The following is a 17,492-nucleotide window of genomic DNA, read 5'->3' on the forward strand; positions in this document are numbered from 1 at the left end:
CCTTTTTAACTCTCTTTCACCTGCCCACGCGTAACCGGCACGGGTAACCATGCGCGAATGCTTAATCCCCCGCGCTCGCTGGTGCCAATCTCCAGCAGTCCGTTATGGTTATCAACAATACGCTGCACAATCGCCAGCCCTAATCCGGTGCCGCTGGTGCTTCGTGCGCTGTCGCCGCGTACAAACGGCTGGAACAGGTGCTTGCGCTGCTCGGGTTTGATCCCCGGACCGTCATCGTCCACCTGGAACCATGCGCGGTTCAGCTCGGCGCCGCTGCTGACTTTGATCCAGCCATTACCGTACCGCGCCGCGTTGACCACCATATTGGCGACGGCACGTTTGATGGACAGAGGGTGCATACGCACCTGTATCTCGCCCGGTTGCAGGGCGGTCTCGATTTCACGCTCGTAGCCACTTTCCGCTGCTATCACTTCGCCCAGCACGCCGTTAAGATCCGCCATCTCCATCGGCATCTCTTGCCCTGTGCGCAGGTAGTCGATGAACTGCTCAATAATGGCATTACACTCTTCAATGTCTTTATTAATGGACTCGGCAAGATAACCATCTTCTTCGCCCATCATTTCAGTCGCCAGACGAATGCGCGTTAACGGCGTACGCAGATCGTGGCTGACCCCGGCCATCAGCAAGGTGCGGTCATCCGCCAGCTGCTTGACCCCTGCCGCCATATGGTTGAAGGCGCGGGTCACCGAGCGGACCTCAGAGGCACCGTATTCACGTAACGGCGGCGGGATAATGCCTTTCCCCACCTGCAAAGCCGCATGTTCCAGGTCGACCAGAGGACGGTTTTGTATGCGAATAAAGAGCCAGGCGCCGCCTATCGCCATTAACATAATTGCCAGGGTATAGCGGAACAGCGGCGAGAAATCGCCCTGATGGATTTCGGTCAGCGGAACGCGCACCCAGATATTGGGGGACAGCCAGGTTTTCAGCCAGACGACCGGCGAGCTTTTGTTGACCTCTACGCGCACTTCCGTCGGGCCGCCAAGCTGCTGCGCCATCTGCTGGCTCAAAAATTCATAGTGTTGCGCCCAGCGCAGACCCGCGTCTTCTGCCGCTTCGTTGGAGTAGAGCGAAATACCCAGCTCACGGTAAATTTCACGGCGAAAGGCAGGGGGGACAACCAACTGCGTGCCATCTTCCAGCTGCAGTTTATCGGTCATCAGCATACGCACTTCGTAGGCAAGGACCTTATTAAACTGCTGGAGGCTCGGCAAAATCGCAAAGTTCAGCACCACCAGATACGTCGTCACCAGGCTGACGAACAGCAAGGTGACAATCAGTAACAGCGTACGGGCAAACGAACTGCGCGGTGAGAAGCGCATTCGCCTCATGCTTTAGAACCGTCCGGCACAAAGACGTAGCCCAGACCCCAAACGGTCTGAATATAACGAGGATGAGCAGGATCTTCTTCCACCATGCGGCGCAGGCGAGAAATCTGCACGTCGATTGAACGCTCCATGGCAGAGTATTCGCGACCACGGGCGAGGTTCATCAGCTTATCGCGAGAAAGCGGCTCACGCGGATGGCTGACCAGCGCTTTCAGCACGGCGAACTCCCCGCTGGTGAGCGGCATAGGCTCATCTTCGCGGAACATTTCGCGGGTCCCCAGATTCAGCTTGAACTTACCAAAGGCGATAACAGCCTCTTCCTGAGACGGTGCGCCGGGCAGTTCATTCGCCTGGCGACGCAGGACGGCACGAATACGGGCCAGCAGCTCGCGCGGATTGAACGGTTTAGGAATGTAGTCGTCGGCACCGATTTCGAGGCCCACAATACGGTCAACTTCTTCCCCTTTCGCCGTCACCATGATGATCGGCATCGGGTTACTTTGGCTACGCAAACGGCGGCAGATCGACAGACCATCTTCACCCGGTAACATCAGGTCGAGGACCATCAGGTGGAAGGATTCGCGCGTAAGTAAGCGATCCATCTGTTCGGCGTTGGCGACGCTACGAACCTGGAAGCCCTGCTCGGTCAGATAACGTTCAAGCAGCGCACGCAGGCGCATGTCGTCATCGACCACCAGAATCTTATAATTCTCTTGCATTGTGTGTACTCCCAAAGGTCCGGATAGTGTTTCAGTACGTATTCTAAAAAAGTGCACGTATTCGACCAGCTAATTCTGGTATACATTCTAGTCGAAATTGTTACAAAGCATATTTAACAGCAGCTTATCTGCACATTTCATCACATAACTCATTATTAATCCTGTCTGTTAAGCTATGTGGTACGTAAAGTGCGAACGCAAGACAATCAAGCCCGATCTGAAGGTCATACCATGAAAACGCCGTTGATCACCCGTGAAGGGTACGAAAAACTCAAAAAAGAGATGGATTACCTGTGGCGAGAAGAGCGCCCGGAAGTGACAAAGAAAGTCACATGGGCGGCAAGCCTTGGCGACCGCAGTGAGAACGCTGACTACCAGTATAATAAGAAACGATTACGTGAGATTGACCGTCGCGTCCGCTATCTGACCAAATGCCTTGAGAATTTAAGGATCGTCGATTACTCCCCGCAGCAGGAAGGCAAAGTGTTCTTCGGTGCCTGGGTTGAAATTGAAAATGACGACGGTGACACCAAACGTTTTCGCATCGTGGGCTACGATGAAATTTTTGGTCGTAAGGATTACATCTCGATCGACTCCCCCATGGCCCGTGCCTTGCTAAAAAAAGAGGTAGGCGATTTGGCTGTCGTTCAAACCCCTGCCGGCGAAGCAAGCTGGTATGTGAACGAAATTGAGTACGTAAAATAGTCCGAGAGCGCCCTCCACGGCTGGCATTTTTGCCAGCCAGTCCGTATAACTATCCCCCTGATTTTTGATCCATTAGATGAAAAAGCCATGATGAAAGAGTCGCTCTGCCGCATTATTGCGGGTGAACTTCAGGCCAGGACCGAACAGGTAGAAGCTGCCGTTCGCCTGCTTGATGAAGGGAACACCGTGCCGTTTATTGCACGTTATCGTAAGGAAATCACCGGCGGTCTTGATGACACCCAACTGCGTAATCTGGAAACCCGCCTGGGTTACCTGCGCGAGCTGGAAGACCGTCGCCAGGCCATTCTCAAATCGATCGGCGAGCAGGGTAAACTGACCGACGCGCTGGCGGGTGCCATTAACGGCACGATGAGCAAAACCGAGCTGGAAGATCTCTATCTGCCGTATAAACCCAAGCGTCGCACGCGCGGGCAGATTGCGATTGAAGCCGGGCTGGAACCGCTGGCCGACCTGCTGTGGAACACGCCGTCACACGACCCGGAAAGCGAAGCCGCCAAATTTATTGATGCCGATAAAGGCGTCGCAGACACCAAGGCAGCGCTGGACGGCGCGCGTTATATTCTGATGGAGCGTTTTGCCGAAGACGCCGCCTTACTGGCGAAAGTGCGTGATTATCTGTGGAAAAATGCCCATATCGTCTCGCAGGTTGTGAGCGGCAAAGAGGAAGAAGGCGCAAAATTCCGCGACTACTTCGATCACCATGAACCGATCGCGACCGCGCCTTCACACCGCGCGCTGGCCATGTTCCGTGGCCGCAACGAAGGCGTGCTGCAGCTGTCGCTCAATGCGGACCCACAGTTCGATGAGCCGCCGAAAGAGAGCTATGGCGAACAAATCATCATTGACCACCTTGGCCTGCGCCTGAACAACGCCCCGGCAGACAGCTGGCGTAAAGGCGTGGTGAGCTGGACGTGGCGCATCAAGGTCCTGATGCATCTTGAGACCGAACTGATGGGCACCGTTCGCGAGCGTGCAGAAGATGAAGCGATCAACGTCTTCGCCCGTAACCTGCACGATCTGCTGATGGCTGCCCCGGCGGGTCTGCGCGCCACGATGGGGCTGGACCCCGGTTTGCGTACCGGGGTGAAAGTGGCTGTGGTTGATGGTACCGGAAAGCTGGTGGCAACCGACACGATCTATCCGCATACCGGTCAGGCGGCAAAAGCCGCGGTCGCCGTGGCTGCATTGTGCGAGAAGCATAACGTCGAACTGGTGGCGATCGGTAACGGTACGGCCTCACGCGAAACCGAACGTTTCTTCCTCGACGTGCAGCAGCAGTTCCCGAAGGTCACCGCCCAGAAGGTGATCGTGAGTGAAGCCGGGGCGTCAGTCTACTCCGCATCAGAACTGGCGGCGCTGGAGTTTCCCGATCTGGATGTCTCCCTGCGTGGGGCGGTCTCCATCGCCCGTCGCCTGCAGGATCCCCTGGCGGAGCTGGTGAAAATCGATCCTAAATCCATCGGCGTGGGCCAGTATCAGCACGACGTCAGCCAGACACAGCTCGCCCGCAAGCTGGACGCGGTAGTCGAGGATTGCGTGAACGCCGTTGGGGTGGATCTGAATACGGCATCCGTCGCCCTGCTGACGCGCGTGGCGGGCTTAACGCGCATGATGGCGCAAAACATCGTCTCCTGGCGTGATGAGAACGGTCAGTTCCAGAACCGCCAGCAGTTGCTGAAAGTGAGCCGTCTGGGACCGAAAGCGTTTGAACAGTGCGCGGGCTTCCTGCGCATCAACCACGGCGATAATCCGCTTGATGCGTCCACCGTGCACCCGGAAGCCTACCCGGTCGTGGAGCGCATCCTGGCAGCCACCCAGCAGGCACTGAAAGACCTGATGGGCAATAGCAGCGAGCTGCGTAATCTGAAGGCGGTCGATTTCACCGATGAACAGTTTGGTGTGCCCACCGTCTCGGATATTCTCAAAGAGCTGGAAAAGCCGGGCCGCGATCCGCGTCCTGAGTTTAAAACCGCGAAGTTTGCTGAAGGCGTGGAGACCATGAAGGATCTTCTGCCGGGTATGGTGCTGGAAGGGGCCGTCACCAACGTCACCAACTTTGGCGCCTTTGTTGATATCGGCGTTCATCAGGATGGTCTGGTCCACATCTCTTCGCTGGCGGACAAGTTCGTTCAGGACCCGCACACCGTGGTGAAAGCGGGTGATATCGTGAAGGTGAAAGTGCTGGAGGTCGATATGCCGCGTAAGCGTATTGCCCTGACGATGCGCCTTGACGAGCAGCCTGGCGAAACGAACAGCCGTCGCGGGAACGCAGGCGGCGGACGCGAGTCAGCGCGCCCTGCACCGGCCGCAGCCAAACCGCGCGGCCGTGAAGCCCAGCCTGCGGGTAACAGCGCCATGATGGATGCGCTGGCGGCAGCAATGGGTAAAAAACGCTAACCCTATGCAGGCCCGGTGGCGCTTTGCTTACCGGGCCTGATTTTTTTTGCCAGAAAACGCGCACCGATTAATTTAAATAAATAAAAATGTACTCACTCATTTATTTAAATTATGAAACCGATTGCATATCCATATTTAAACTACCGATTATCACTTCATTAACAATAAACCCTTTTCGTTGACCTCTTCTCATTCAGTAAATATTGAGCAAGGTCAAACAGGCCGTAAATTAATACAGTAAACAACATTCCGTCACAGTTTTATTATTGCTGATAGAAACCATTCTCATTATCATTGCATCTGTTGATTATTTAACCTTCGGTGAACGTGGTCGCTATGCAATTCACTCCAGACAGTGCGTGGAAAATTACGGGTTTTACTCACGAGATCAGTCCCGCTTATCGCCAGAAACTGCTGTCCCTCGGCATGTTGCCCGGCTCCTCCTTTCAGGTGGTTCGCGTTGCGCCTTTGGGTGACCCTATTCATATCGAAACTCGCCGGGTGAGCCTGGTATTACGGAAAAAAGACCTCGCCTTAATTGAAGTCGAATCCTTATCACAATAATTCGCCCGCAGTGACAATGAGTCTAACGCAATGAAAAAATTAACCATTGGCTTAATTGGCAATCCTAATTCCGGCAAGACAACGTTATTTAATCAGCTAACAGGCGCACGCCAGCGTGTGGGAAACTGGGCGGGTGTCACGGTAGAACGAAAAGAAGGTCAGTTTTCTACAACAGATAATCACGTCACGCTGGTTGACCTGCCAGGCACCTATTCGTTAACCACTATTTCATCGCAAACGTCTCTCGATGAACAAATTGCCTGCCACTATATTCTGAGCGGCGATGCAGACTTACTCATTAACGTCGTCGATGCTTCAAACCTTGAGCGAAACCTTTATCTGACGCTGCAGCTGCTGGAGCTTGGCATCCCCTGCGTTGTGGCGCTGAACATGCTTGATATTGCGGAAAAGCAAAAAATCCGTATCGATATCGACGCCCTTGCGGCACGTCTTGGCTGCCCTGTGGTGCCGCTGGTGTCCACGCGTGCACGCGGCATTGATGCCCTGAAGCTGGCCATCGATCGTCATACGGGTAATGACCCGATCGAGCTGGTGCATTACGCCGGGCCACTAATGCGCGAAGCAGAGATGTTATCGCAGGAGATGAGCGGCACTCTGCCGCCCAGGCAGCGTCTCTGGCTCGGCCTGCAAATGCTGGAAGGCGATATCTACAGCCGGGCGTATGCAGGCGATGCCGCGAAGAAGCTGAATAGCGCTCTGCAACGTCTGGACAGCGAGCTCGACGACCCGGCCCTGCACATTGCCGATGCGCGCTATCAAAGCATCGCCGCCATCTGTGACGTGGTCAGTAATACGCTGACCGCTGAACCCAGCCGCTTTACCGCCGCCGTCGATAAAATCGTACTCAACCGTTTCCTGGGACTGCCGGTCTTTTTGCTGGTGATGTATGTGATGTTCCTGCTCGCCATTAATATCGGCGGCGCGTTACAGCCGCTGTTTGATGTCGGCTCAGTGGCTATTTTTATTCATGGCCTGCAATGGCTGGGATATACGCTGCACTTCCCGGAATGGTTGACCATCTTCCTCGCCCAGGGCCTCGGAGGCGGTATTAACACGGTGCTGCCTCTGGTGCCGCAAATTGGCATGATGTATCTGTTCCTCTCTTTCCTTGAGGATTCCGGCTACATGGCCCGCGCGGCGTTTGTGATGGACCGCCTTATGCAGGCGCTGGGCCTGCCGGGGAAATCCTTCGTGCCGTTGATTGTGGGCTTTGGCTGTAACGTGCCGTCGGTCATGGGCGCCCGTACCCTGGATGCACCGCGTGAACGCCTGATGACCATCATGATGGCGCCGTTTATGTCCTGCGGGGCACGCCTGGCGATCTTCGCCGTCTTTGCTGCCGCCTTCTTCGGCCAGCAAGGCGCGCTGGCGGTCTTCTCACTCTATCTGCTGGGTATCATTATGGCGATCCTCACCGGCCTGATGTTGAAACACACCATCATGCGCGGCGAAGCCTCACCCTTTGTCATGGAGCTACCGGTTTATCACGTCCCGCACGTTAAAAGCCTGTTCATCCAGACCTGGCAGCGCCTGAAAGGGTTTGTTCTGCGCGCCGGTAAGGTGATCGTCATTGTGAGCATTTTCCTGAGCGCCCTGAACAGCTTTACCCTGAGCGGAGCCGCGGCAGATAATATTAACGATTCTGCACTGGCCTCGGTAAGCCGTACGATCACCCCGATATTCAAACCGATTGGCGTGCATGAGGACAACTGGCAGGCCACCGTCGGCTTGTTCACCGGTGCGATGGCAAAAGAGGTGGTGGTGGGGACGCTGAACACCCTCTACACGGCAGAGAATATTCAGGAAGAGGCGTTCAATCCTGCGGAATTCCATCCCGGTGACGAGCTGGCAAGCGCCGTGTCAGAAACCTGGCAAAGCCTGAAAGACACCTTTAGCCTGAGCGTGCTGGCGAACCCTATCGAAGCCAGTAAAGGCGACGGCGAGATGGCCACGGGCGCCATGGGCGTAATGAGCGAGAAATTTGGTAGCCCGTCTGCCGCCTACAGCTATCTGATCTTCGTGCTGCTCTACATTCCCTGCATTTCCGTCATGGGGGCGATTGCCCGTGAATCGAGCCGGGGCTGGATGGGTTTCTCCATCCTGTGGGGCCTGAACATTGCTTACTCGCTGGCGACCGTCTTTTATCAAACGGTCAACTACAGCCAGCATCCTCGCTACAGTCTGATCTGCCTGCTGGCGGTGGTGCTGTTTAACGTGGTGTTGCTGGGGCTGCTCCGCCGGGCGCGTAGCCGGGTGGATGTGAACCTGCTGGCTACCCGCAAAACCGCCGCGACCTGCTGTAGCAGCCCGGCTGGCGATTGTCACTAAGAGGTATAGACCCATGGCATCGATGATTGAGGTTCGTGATTTACTGGCGCTACGAGGACGCATGGAGGCGACACAGCTGAGCCATTCCCTCAATACGCCGCAGCCGATGATCGATGCCATGCTGGAAAGACTGGAAGCGATGGGCAAAGCCATACGCATTCAGGAAGCGCCGAACAGCTGTTTATCGGGCAGCTGTAGAAGCTGCCCGGAAGGAAAGGCCTGTCTCAGGGAGTGGTGGGCGCTTCGATAAGCTGAAGCGCCATCAGGTATTCAATAACGGATTACTTGAACACTTCTGCGGTTGCACGAATATCTTTCTCGTTTTTCGTGCCGCTGGTGATGACATAGTACGTGCCGCCCATTTCATCTGCTTTGTCAGAAAGCTCTTTTTTGGCATCCATCGGTGCGGTTTTATCCGATGTCGACACGTCCCCAACTTTCGTCAGATTCATTTTTTTAGCTTCATCACGCTGCAGTTCTTTTGCCGCAAAAGCACCAAAAGACAGTGACCCAATAACCAGTGAAGCGACAATTCCTGTGACAATTTTCATATCCATACTCTCCCTTTATTGGTAATCGTGTTTATCGCATGCGTACCGCCGAACGACATAAAGAGTATTGTTGCACTGCGCCACTTTTGCCAGGCTGAGCAGAAAACAATCAAGCGAGACGCTGGCGTAACCCGGTTAACGCCGCGCAAAATGTCTCAGGATGCGAGATAAACGGGGCATGCGCCGCTTTGGCTATCACCATCGATTCACTTTGCGGCCAGAGGTCATCCAGCAGCGGTACCACTTTGCGCGGCACCAGCCCGTCCAGATAGCCGTAAAGGCGCAGATGCGGCATCGTTAATGCGGCCAGAGGCTCACGCAGATCGGCTGTTTTGAGGATCTCCAGCCCGCCGTTGAGCACCTCCACCTCCGGCATAGGGAGCGAAAGCACCTTTTGCTTGAGAGTGCGGGCGTCCTGCCGCGCCGTCTCGGTCCCCATGGTTTGCAGCGCTAAGAAGCGCTCCACCGTACGCTGGAAATCTTCGCTCAGCTGCTGCTGAAAGCTGGCGAGCACCTCCTGCCTGATGCCCGGCCAGGCGTCATGCGCGCAAAAACAGGGAGACGACGCCACGGTAACCAGCGCCTGAACGCGTTCCGGGTGCGTTAATGCAATCTGGCTTGCTACCAGCCCACCCAGACTCCAGCCAAGCCAGATCGCGTTTTGCGGCGCCTGTTGCAGCACCCTTGTCGCCATTTCGTCGAGTGACATCGCCGGGAAATCGTGGCTGCGACCAAAGCCGGGTAAATCCACCAGATGCAGCGTAAATTGCGAGGCCAGTTCCTCCTGGACACCATGCCATACATCGGCATTCAGTCCCCATCCGTGCAGCAGCACAAGATGACAATTTCCCGTACCAAGGGTCTGCCACCAAAGATTCTTCATCGGTTATTGTTCTCTTTTCTGACAAGGAGGTTGTCTATGCTAACAGTGCCTGGCTTGTGCTGGCTATGCCGAATGCCCCTCGCGTTGAGCCACTGGGGAATATGCTCTGTCTGTAGCCACGCGTTCAGCGTACGCCTGCCGGGCTGCCCGGTGTGTGGTTTGCCCGCTCATGATAACCGCTCGCCCTGCGGGCGATGTCTGCAAACGCCGCCGCCCTGGCGCGCGCTGGTGTCGGTGGACAACTATATCCCGCCGCTGAGTAAACTCATCCATAAACTGAAATTCACTCGTCAGTGTCAGCTGGGACGGCCCCTGGCGCGACTGCTGTTACTGAATGTGCTTTTCGCAACCCGCACGCGGTCGTTGCCGAAGGTCGATTTGCTGGTGAATGTGCCGCTCTTCGCGCGCCGCCACTGGCGACGGGGCTATAACCAAAGCGATCTTCTCTGTCGCCCCCTCGCCCACTGGCTGAGCTGCGACTATCACCCCGGGGCGCTGCGGCGTGTTAAAGCGACGGCCATTCAGCATCAGTTAAGTGCGCGGCTGCGCAAAAGGAATCTCAAAAATGCTTTCCGCCTTGAAATCGCGGTGACGGGCCGCCATATCGCGATTGTGGATGATGTCGTCACCACGGGCAGTACCGTAGCGGAACTTTCCCGACTGCTTTTGCAAAGCGGGGCCGCGTCCGTTCAGGTATGGTGTCTGTGTCGTACCTTGTAGCCCTTTTCCGATGGGCGTATGATAAAACCTGGTATTTTAGTCAACTATTAGGCCGAACCTATGATCCGTATTTCCGATTCTGCACAAGCGCACTTTGCCAAACTGTTGGCAAATCAGGAAGAAGGGACCCAGATCCGCGTGTTTGTGATCAATCCAGGCACACCCAATGCAGAATGCGGCGTCTCTTATTGTCCTCCGGACGCTGTGGAAGCAACTGACACTGCCCTTAAATTCGAGCAGCTTACCGCCTATGTCGATGAGCTGAGCGCACCGTATCTTGACGATGCGGAGATCGATTTTGTGACCGACCAGCTGGGTTCTCAGCTGACGCTGAAAGCGCCGAACGCGAAAATGCGTAAAGTGTCTGACGATGCGCCGCTGATGGAGCGCGTGGAATATCTGCTGCAATCACAAATTAACCCACAGCTGGCGGGCCACGGTGGACGCGTAACGCTGATGGAAATCACCGAAGACGGTTTAGCGATTCTGCAATTCGGTGGCGGCTGTAACGGCTGTTCCATGGTCGACGTAACCCTGAAGGAAGGGATCGAAAAGCAGATGCTGGCTGAATTCCCTGAGCTGAAAGGCGTTCGTGATTTAACGGAACACCAGCGCGGCGAGCACTCTTACTACTAAGTTCCCGTCTGTCTTGCCCGGTGGCGCTTCGCGTGCCGGGTCTGCATAGCGCATCCCGGGCCGGGTTAAGCGAAGCCGCTACCCGGCTTTTCTTTGCCTGCAACCTTCCTGGATGTTGACCTGCGTCTCATAAATAAAATTTTGCCCCTCGAGGTGATTCTCAATCACCCGATGTTACCCGTATCATTGATATGGGCACTAAGCACACTCATAACAGCCGTCTAAACTACATAGTTTCACAGGCGATCGGTATTAGTGCCGTTAACACTCTGTTCCCAGTTGGGACTGTCGGAAATTGTCGTTGAAACAATGACGTTACCCATAACAATTCATAGGCCAGGTCAATCATGCCATTAGTCATCGTCGCTATCGGTGTTGTGTTATTACTGCTCCTGATGATCCGTTTCAAACTGAACGGATTTATCGCTCTGATTCTGGTGGCCCTTGCCGTCGGTCTGATGCAAGGAATGCCGCTGGTAAAGGTTATCAGCTCCATTAAAGCCGGCGTCGGCGGAACCCTGGGCAGCCTGGCGCTGATCATGGGCTTCGGCGCAATGCTCGGCAAAATGCTGGCAGACTGCGGCGGCGCACAACGTATCGCCACCACGCTGATTGCCAAATTTGGTAAGCAGCACATCCAGTGGGCCGTTGTGTTGACCGGTTTCACCGTCGGCTTCGCCCTGTTCTACGAAGTGGGCTTTGTGCTGATGCTGCCGCTGGTCTTCACCATCGCGGCGGCGGCCAATATCCCGCTGCTGTTCGTTGGTGTACCAATGGCGGCCGCACTGTCGGTCACCCACGGCTTCCTGCCTCCCCACCCGGGCCCAACCGCCATCGCGACCATCTTCCATGCGGATATGGGCAAAACCCTGCTGTTCGGTACGATTCTGGCCATCCCAACGGTGATTCTGGCGGGGCCGGTATTTGCTCGCTGCCTGAAAGGCATCGACAAACCGATTCCTGAAGGGCTGTACAACGCGAAAACCTTTACTGAAGAAGAGATGCCAGGCTTTGGCGTCAGCGTCTGGACCTCACTGGTACCGGTTGTGCTGATGGCGATGCGTGCCGTGGCTGAAATGATGCTGCCAAAAGGTCACGCCTTCCTCTCCGTTGCCGAGTTCCTGGGCGATCCGGTCATGGCGACGCTGATTGCCGTGCTGATTGCGATCTTCACCTTCGGTCTGAACCGTGGCCGTTCCATGGATCAGATTAACGACACGCTGACCTCAGCCATCAAAATCATTGCCATGATGCTGCTGATTATCGGTGGCGGCGGTGCGTTCAAACAGGTTCTGGTCGACAGCGGCGTGGACAAATACATCGCCTCAATGATGCATGACACCAACATTTCTCCGCTTCTGATGGCCTGGTCTATCGCGGCGGTTCTGCGTATCGCGCTGGGTTCTGCCACCGTGGCCGCGATTACGGCAGGCGGGATTGTGGCGCCACTGATTGCGACCACCGGCGTCAGTCCTGAACTGATGGTGATTGCGGTTGGTTCCGGTAGCGTTATTTTCTCTCACGTGAACGATCCCGGCTTCTGGCTGTTCAAGGAGTACTTCAACCTGACCATCGGTGAAACCATCAAGTCCTGGTCAATGCTGGAAACCATAATTTCCGTGTGCGGCCTGGTCGGTTGTCTGCTGCTGAATATGGCGCTGTAATGTAAAAAGGCCGGGAAGCAACGCTTGCCCGGCCTGATTTCTGTCCCCTCTCCTTCGTGAGAGGCAAAATCACCGCTTCTTCGTTATCGCCCTTCTGCGCTTATCCAGGTCTTTAATCAGCTTGTTCACCCCATCATCGGCAAACATCTTTTCAAGGCTGGTTGAGAGTTTGCGCCGCCAGTTCTTGTACTGATAGCTGGTGCCCGGGATGTTCACCGGCTCCGCCATGCCCAGCCAGTCTTCCGGTTGCAGGCCCAGGAGCGCACTGTTGCTGTCAGCGATGTAGCGCTGCATCCCGCGGTTTAAGGTGGCGGTCATCGTCATCTGTGAAGCTTTATGCCCGGCGCGTTTTGGCAGACAGCCATGCTTATGCAATGCGTCCAGCAAGCCCTGTTTCGCCAGCTCGCGATCCTGATATAACCCACGTAGCACCACTTCGTCCGGATAAAGCCCTAACGTTTTGCCAAGCGTGAGATCGCCACTTTCCCAATAGCCTCGCAGCGTAGGAAGATCATGCGTTGTCGCGACAGCCATTGATTGTTCAGGGTACGCTTTCGGCGCACGGAACGTCTTCTCATGATCGCTCTCGAAATAAAGTACTTTGTATGAATAAACGCCACTCTCGCGTAATTTACTCACGATTTCAACCGGCACGGTTCCAAGGTCTTCACCAATCACCATGCAGTTATGGCGCTTACTTTCGAGGGCCAACAGAGAAAGCAGATCATCAACGGGATACTGAACATAAGCTCCGTGATCGGCCGTTTCGCCGTAGGGGATCCACCACAGACGCAGCACGGACATCACGTGGTCAATACGCAACGCTCCACAGTTTTGCATGTTAGCACGCAGCAAATCGATGAAAGGCTGATAGCCACGTGCCGCCATCACATGCGGATCCATCGGCGGTAAACCCCAGTTCTGGCCCAGAGGGCCGAGAATATCTGGCGGTGCGCCGACGGAGGCTTTCAGGCAGTACAGCTCGCGGTCACACCAGGTTTCCGCCCCGCCTTCCGCCACGCCAACGGCGAGGTCGCGGTACAGGCCGATCGGCATCGTATAACCCTGGCTTTCCTGCCAGCATGCGGCAAACTGGCTGTACGCCAGCCATTGCAGCCAGAGGAAAAAGTCCACTTCATCAGCATGCTTCTGGCAAAATGCCTTCACTTCCGGTGAGTCTACGGATTGATATGCCTCTGGCCAGACCGGCCAGCCCCAGCGCATTTCGTCCTCTTTCACCTGATAAGCATGTATCGCGTCGAACGCGGCTTGCCAGTACAGGCTCTCGCCCTCCCGGGTGACGAACTGGCGGAACGCCGCCATCTGCTCATCGTCGCGCTTTGCAAAACCTGTCCAGGCCAGACGCAGCGCGGCCATTTTTAACGACGTGACGGCGGCGTAGTCGACCCACTCCGCTTCGCGGGCCTTTTTCAGCATCTGCTTTGTCGTGTCGAGCTTCCACCACGCCTGCGCCTCCTTGCTGTTTTTAAAATCGTCTAACGCGTTTACGTCGATGTAAATTACGTTCAGCCACCGGCGGGACGACGGGCTGTAAGGGCTGGCGCTTTCCGGATTCGCCGGATAAAGCGCATGGATCGGGTTAAGGCCAATAAAGGCTCCGCCACGTTTACCCACTTCAGCCAGCATCTTTTTCAGATCGCCGAAATCGCCAATCCCCCAGTTATCGTCCGAGCGCAGGGTGTAGAGCTGCACGCAGGCACCCCACAGCTTTTTACCGTCGAGCAGCGCCTGCGGCTCATAACAACGCTTCGGGGCGATAATCACACGGCATTCAAAACGCGCTTCGCCCTGGCTCAGCGTCAGGGTGTGATACCCCTCGGGCAGCTTCGCCGGAAGGTTGAGCGCTTTACCGCCCGCAACATGGCCTTTATGTTCCTGCCCCTGTTCGGTGGTCAGCAGCCACTGGAACTCACCCTGACCCTGCACCGGCAGCGGCATTTTTTTACCGGCGGTAAAAACCTTAACGACAGGGACCGGTGTGACCGCCGCTTTCGCGACGGTGGTGGTTTTGTGCATCGCATCCAGCAAACGTCTTTTGGTCTCAGCACCAATTGACTGCGGTTTGCCGTGAGCATTGATGTAACTGGGGCTGATCCCCGCCGCCAGCGCGGCATTATCCAGACGTTTGGTCTCCATCGCGCTTCCTTAGCGTTTTGCCTGCCAGATACGGGCCTGATAATCACGAATTGAGCGATCGGAGCTAAACATGCCGCAGCGTGCCGTATTCAGAATGCACGCGCGGGTCCAGGCGTCCCGATCGCGATAGAGCACATCGACCTGCTTTTGTGCTTCAACGTAAGCGGTAAAGTCAGCCATCACCAGGTACGGGTCACCGCCGTGTTTGTCCATGCTGTGCAGCATCTGGTCAAACGCGTGCTTATCGCCGTCGCTGTATTTGCCGCTTTCCAGCTCTTTTAATACCGCATCCAGAACTTTGTCTTTCTTACGCCATTTCACCGGATCGTAGCCTTTGGCTTTGATCGCTTTTACCTGTTCTACGGTATGACCAAAGATAAAGATATTTTCTTCGCCCACCTGCTCGGCAATTTCCACGTTCGCCCCGTCAAGCGTTCCCACGGTCAGCGCGCCGTTCAGGGCCAGTTTCATGTTGCCGGTCCCGGAGGCCTCTTTACCCGCGGTGGAGATCTGCTCGGAAACATCCGCAGCCGGAATCAGCAGTTCTGCTGCGGAGACACAGTAATCCGGCAGGAACACCACTTTCAGTTTGTCGCCAACTTTCGGATCGTTGTTTACCGCTTGCGCCACTTTGTTAATGGCCAGAATGATATTCTTCGCAAGGTAGTAACCCGGTGCTGCTTTCGCCCCGAACAGGAACACGCGTGGCACGCGGTCGGCCTGCGGGTTCTCGCGGATCTCTTTATACAGCGCCAGAATATGAAGCAGATTCAGGTGCTGACGTTTGTACTCGTGCAGGCGCTTAATCTGTATATCAAAAATCGCGTCCGGACTGATTTCAATACCGGTACGCACTTTCACAAATGCCGCCAGACGCACTTTGTTATCCCGCTTAATAGCGCGGTAGGTCTCGCGGAACGTCGCGTCATCCGCATATTTTTCCAGGTGGATAAGCTGGTCGAGATCGTTAGCCCACTCTTTTTTCAGCGTTTTATCCAGTAAGTTTGCCAGCGCCGGGTTGCACTGCTTGATCCAGCGACGCGGCGTGATGCCGTTGGTCACATTGTGGAATTTGTTCGGCCACAGCTGGTGGTATTCCGGGAACAGATCTTTGACGACCAGATCGGAGTGCAGCGCGGCCACGCCGTTCACCGCAAAACCACTCACCACGCACATGTTCGCCATGCGGACCTGCTTATCATGAACGACCGCCAGTTTCGCCCAGACCGCTTTATCGCCCGGCCAGGTTTTATCCACCAATTTTTTAAACTTATCGTTAATCGTGTTGATGATCTGCATATGACGCGGCAGCAAGGTTTTCACTAGCTTCTCATCCCAGCACTCCAGCGCTTCTGGCATCAGAGTGTGGTTAGTATAGGCGAAGGTACGGCTGGTGATAGCCCAGGCGGCGTCCCAGTCCAGCTGATGCTCGTCGAGCAGTACGCGCAGAAGCTCAGGAATGGCAATCGTCGGGTGCGTATCGTTAAGCTGAATGACCTCAAAATCAGGCAGCTCGGCCAGTTTACGGCCCGCCAGATGGTGGCGACGCAGGATATCGGCCACGGAACAGGCGCACTGGAAGTATTGCTGCATGAGACGCAGTTTTTTACCGGCCAGATGGTTGTCGTTCGGATAGAGTACTTTGGTCAGCTTTTCAGCGTCGATACCTTGCTGTTCGGCACGCAGGAAATCGCCGTCGTTAAATTTTGTCAGATTGAACGGGTGGGCGTGCGTGGCCTGCCACAGGCGCAGCGGCTGCGCGATTCCGTTGCGATAGCCCAGTACAGGCAGATCCCAGGCCTGCCCGGTAATCACAAAGCCTGGCTCCCAGTGCCCCTGTTTTGACACTTTCCCGCCGATACCGACGTTCACATCCAGCTGGGCATTGTGGCGGAACCACGGATAGCTGCCGCGATGCCAGTCGTCAGGGGCCTCAATCTGATGTCCCTCTGCAAAAGACTGACGGAATAAACCGTACTGATAGTTCAGGCCGTAGCCCGTGGCTGATTGCCCCACCGTCGCCATGGAATCGAGGAAACAGGCCGCCAGTCGCCCCAGCCCCCCGTTGCCCAGACCCGGATCGGTCTCTTCTTCCAGCAAATCAGTCAGATGAATGCTGTGCTCGTTCAGCACCTCGCTCACTTCCTGATACCAGCCCAGGTTCAGCAGGTTATTTCCCGTCAGGCGGCCAATGAGGAACTCCATCGAAATATAGTTAACGTGGCGCTGGCCTTTCACCGGTTTCGCCGCTGGCTGGGCACTCAGTAACTCAGCAAGGGCGCCGCTTACGGCCTGCCACCACTGATGCGACGTCATCTCTTTTGCAGCAGTTAAACCAAAGCGCTGCCACTGACGCGTCAGGGCAGCCTGAAATTGAGCTTTATCGAAGGTAGGCTGTGACATAGGGAATCTGCATCCTGTAGAGAAAGAAAACATATTGGCGCTAGTGTGCCTGGCTCATTACTCCTCTTCCTCCTCCTGCCGGGGATTAGACAGGGAGGAGTAGCGGGGATGAGCGTAAAAGTGTGATCAAGGCCACTCTGTAAACAGGTTGAGTGTGCCCCCTCCGACAAGGATTAAACGGGAAGAGTGTCAAAAAAATGAAATGCGGTTTCGGGTGTAATTAAACCATACGGAAATAATTACTTACGGAGAATAATATTTCTTATTATCAGGATTATCTGAGTACTTTATTCAGGCTGAATTACGCGAGGAGAATTTTAATAACTTTAGGGAATCTTTACGCAACTGAAACCCGTTTCATGATAACCACCTTA

At 55.3% G+C, this 17,492-nt stretch carries 14 protein-coding genes; 8 read left to right on the top strand and 6 right to left on the bottom strand.

The window, feature by feature from the left end; genetic code table 11:
* Window positions 1-5: 5 nt before the first annotated feature.
* Window positions 6-1,352, bottom strand: a complete 1,347-nt coding sequence (envZ, locus tag LZP96_RS18180; protein WP_064327746.1) for a two-component system sensor histidine kinase EnvZ — start codon at window positions 1,350-1,352, stop codon at window positions 6-8.
* On the bottom strand, window positions 1,349-2,068 hold the full coding sequence (ompR, locus tag LZP96_RS18185) for an osmolarity response regulator transcription factor OmpR (RefSeq protein ID WP_001157751.1): 720 nt from the start codon (window positions 2,066-2,068) through the stop codon (window positions 1,349-1,351). The genes envZ and ompR overlap by 4 nt, the downstream gene beginning before the upstream one ends.
* 231 nt (window positions 2,069-2,299) lie before the next feature.
* Between ompR and greB the strand changes: the two genes are divergently transcribed.
* From greB to feoC, 5 genes are all read left to right on the top strand, one after another.
* Window positions 2,300-2,773: a transcription elongation factor GreB gene (gene greB / locus LZP96_RS18190; protein WP_064327747.1), complete on the top strand. Its 474-nt coding sequence runs from the start codon at window positions 2,300-2,302 to the stop codon at window positions 2,771-2,773.
* A gap of 87 nt (window positions 2,774-2,860) precedes the next feature.
* On the top strand, window positions 2,861-5,191 hold the full coding sequence (locus tag LZP96_RS18195) for a Tex family protein (RefSeq protein WP_258926213.1): 2,331 nt from the start codon (window positions 2,861-2,863) through the stop codon (window positions 5,189-5,191).
* 336 nt (window positions 5,192-5,527) lie between these two features.
* On the top strand, window positions 5,528-5,755 hold the full coding sequence (gene feoA, locus LZP96_RS18200; RefSeq protein ID WP_064327749.1) for a ferrous iron transporter A: 228 nt from the start codon (window positions 5,528-5,530) through the stop codon (window positions 5,753-5,755).
* 30 nt (window positions 5,756-5,785) lie between these two features.
* Window positions 5,786-8,104, top strand: coding sequence for a Fe(2+) transporter permease subunit FeoB (feoB, locus tag LZP96_RS18205; protein ID WP_258926214.1), 2,319 nt, complete (start codon window positions 5,786-5,788; stop codon window positions 8,102-8,104).
* Window positions 8,105-8,117: 13 nt separating this feature from the next.
* The gene (gene feoC, locus LZP96_RS18210) at window positions 8,118-8,354 is read left to right on the top strand and encodes a [Fe-S]-dependent transcriptional repressor FeoC (protein ID WP_064327751.1); all 237 of its coding nucleotides are present in this window, start codon (window positions 8,118-8,120) and stop codon (window positions 8,352-8,354) included.
* A 31-nt stretch (window positions 8,355-8,385) separates the two neighbouring features.
* Here feoC and LZP96_RS18215 read toward each other — a convergent pair whose 3' ends face one another.
* A complete protein-coding gene (locus tag LZP96_RS18215; RefSeq protein WP_064328200.1) occupies window positions 8,386-8,655 on the bottom strand; it encodes a YdgH/BhsA/McbA-like domain containing protein in 270 nt (89 codons plus the stop codon).
* Window positions 8,656-8,764: 109 nt separating this feature from the next.
* Window positions 8,765-9,538 (bottom strand): pimeloyl-ACP methyl ester esterase BioH, encoded by a 774-nt coding sequence (gene bioH, locus LZP96_RS18220; RefSeq protein ID WP_258926215.1) that lies wholly within the window; start codon window positions 9,536-9,538, stop codon window positions 8,765-8,767.
* Between the two features lie 36 nt (window positions 9,539-9,574).
* Here bioH and gntX point away from each other — a divergent pair, with 36 nt between their 5' ends.
* The 3 genes from gntX to gntT all read left to right on the top strand — a co-directional run bounded on the left by gntX (window position 9,575) and on the right by gntT (window position 12,558).
* Entirely contained in the window at window positions 9,575-10,258 is a 684-nt protein-coding gene (gntX, locus tag LZP96_RS18225) for a DNA utilization protein GntX (RefSeq protein ID WP_258926216.1), read from the top strand.
* Between the two features lie 60 nt (window positions 10,259-10,318).
* On the top strand, window positions 10,319-10,894 hold the full coding sequence (gene nfuA / locus LZP96_RS18230; RefSeq protein ID WP_064327754.1) for a Fe-S biogenesis protein NfuA: 576 nt from the start codon (window positions 10,319-10,321) through the stop codon (window positions 10,892-10,894).
* 347 nt (window positions 10,895-11,241) lie between these two features.
* Window positions 11,242-12,558: a gluconate transporter gene (gene gntT / locus LZP96_RS18235; RefSeq protein ID WP_064327755.1), complete on the top strand. Its 1,317-nt coding sequence runs from the start codon at window positions 11,242-11,244 to the stop codon at window positions 12,556-12,558.
* A gap of 69 nt (window positions 12,559-12,627) precedes the next feature.
* On the opposite strand, the gene malQ is transcribed toward gntT, so the two are convergent.
* Together malQ and malP are read right to left on the bottom strand one after the other, a co-directional pair.
* On the bottom strand, window positions 12,628-14,715 hold the full coding sequence (malQ, locus tag LZP96_RS18240) for a 4-alpha-glucanotransferase (RefSeq protein ID WP_258926217.1): 2,088 nt from the start codon (window positions 14,713-14,715) through the stop codon (window positions 12,628-12,630).
* 9 nt (window positions 14,716-14,724) lie between these two features.
* The gene (gene malP, locus LZP96_RS18245) at window positions 14,725-17,118 is read right to left on the bottom strand and encodes a maltodextrin phosphorylase (RefSeq protein ID WP_064327757.1); all 2,394 of its coding nucleotides are present in this window, start codon (window positions 17,116-17,118) and stop codon (window positions 14,725-14,727) included.
* Between the last annotated feature and the right edge of the window lie 374 nt (window positions 17,119-17,492).

Source organism: Huaxiibacter chinensis, assembly GCF_022171985.1.
GTDB lineage: Bacteria > Pseudomonadota > Gammaproteobacteria > Enterobacterales > Enterobacteriaceae > Enterobacter > Enterobacter chinensis_A.

What these genes read in the sequence shown, in the direction of transcription:
- envZ (WP_064327746.1), bottom strand. Translation starts at nt 1,352, where the DNA reads ATGAGGCGAATGCGCTTCTCACCGCGCAGTTCGTTTGCCCGTACGCTG.
- ompR (WP_001157751.1), bottom strand. Translation starts at nt 2,068, where the DNA reads ATGCAAGAGAATTATAAGATTCTGGTGGTCGATGACGACATGCGCCTG.
- greB (WP_064327747.1), top strand. Translation starts at nt 2,300, where the DNA reads ATGAAAACGCCGTTGATCACCCGTGAAGGGTACGAAAAACTCAAAAAA.
- LZP96_RS18195 (WP_258926213.1), top strand. Translation starts at nt 2,861, where the DNA reads ATGATGAAAGAGTCGCTCTGCCGCATTATTGCGGGTGAACTTCAGGCC.
- feoA (WP_064327749.1), top strand. Translation starts at nt 5,528, where the DNA reads ATGCAATTCACTCCAGACAGTGCGTGGAAAATTACGGGTTTTACTCAC.
- feoB (WP_258926214.1), top strand. Translation starts at nt 5,786, where the DNA reads ATGAAAAAATTAACCATTGGCTTAATTGGCAATCCTAATTCCGGCAAG.
- feoC (WP_064327751.1), top strand. Translation starts at nt 8,118, where the DNA reads ATGGCATCGATGATTGAGGTTCGTGATTTACTGGCGCTACGAGGACGC.
- LZP96_RS18215 (WP_064328200.1), bottom strand. Translation starts at nt 8,655, where the DNA reads ATGAAAATTGTCACAGGAATTGTCGCTTCACTGGTTATTGGGTCACTG.
- bioH (WP_258926215.1), bottom strand. Translation starts at nt 9,538, where the DNA reads ATGAAGAATCTTTGGTGGCAGACCCTTGGTACGGGAAATTGTCATCTT.
- gntX (WP_258926216.1), top strand. Translation starts at nt 9,575, where the DNA reads ATGCTAACAGTGCCTGGCTTGTGCTGGCTATGCCGAATGCCCCTCGCG.
- nfuA (WP_064327754.1), top strand. Translation starts at nt 10,319, where the DNA reads ATGATCCGTATTTCCGATTCTGCACAAGCGCACTTTGCCAAACTGTTG.
- gntT (WP_064327755.1), top strand. Translation starts at nt 11,242, where the DNA reads ATGCCATTAGTCATCGTCGCTATCGGTGTTGTGTTATTACTGCTCCTG.
- malQ (WP_258926217.1), bottom strand. Translation starts at nt 14,715, where the DNA reads ATGGAGACCAAACGTCTGGATAATGCCGCGCTGGCGGCGGGGATCAGC.
- malP (WP_064327757.1), bottom strand. Translation starts at nt 17,118, where the DNA reads ATGTCACAGCCTACCTTCGATAAAGCTCAATTTCAGGCTGCCCTGACG.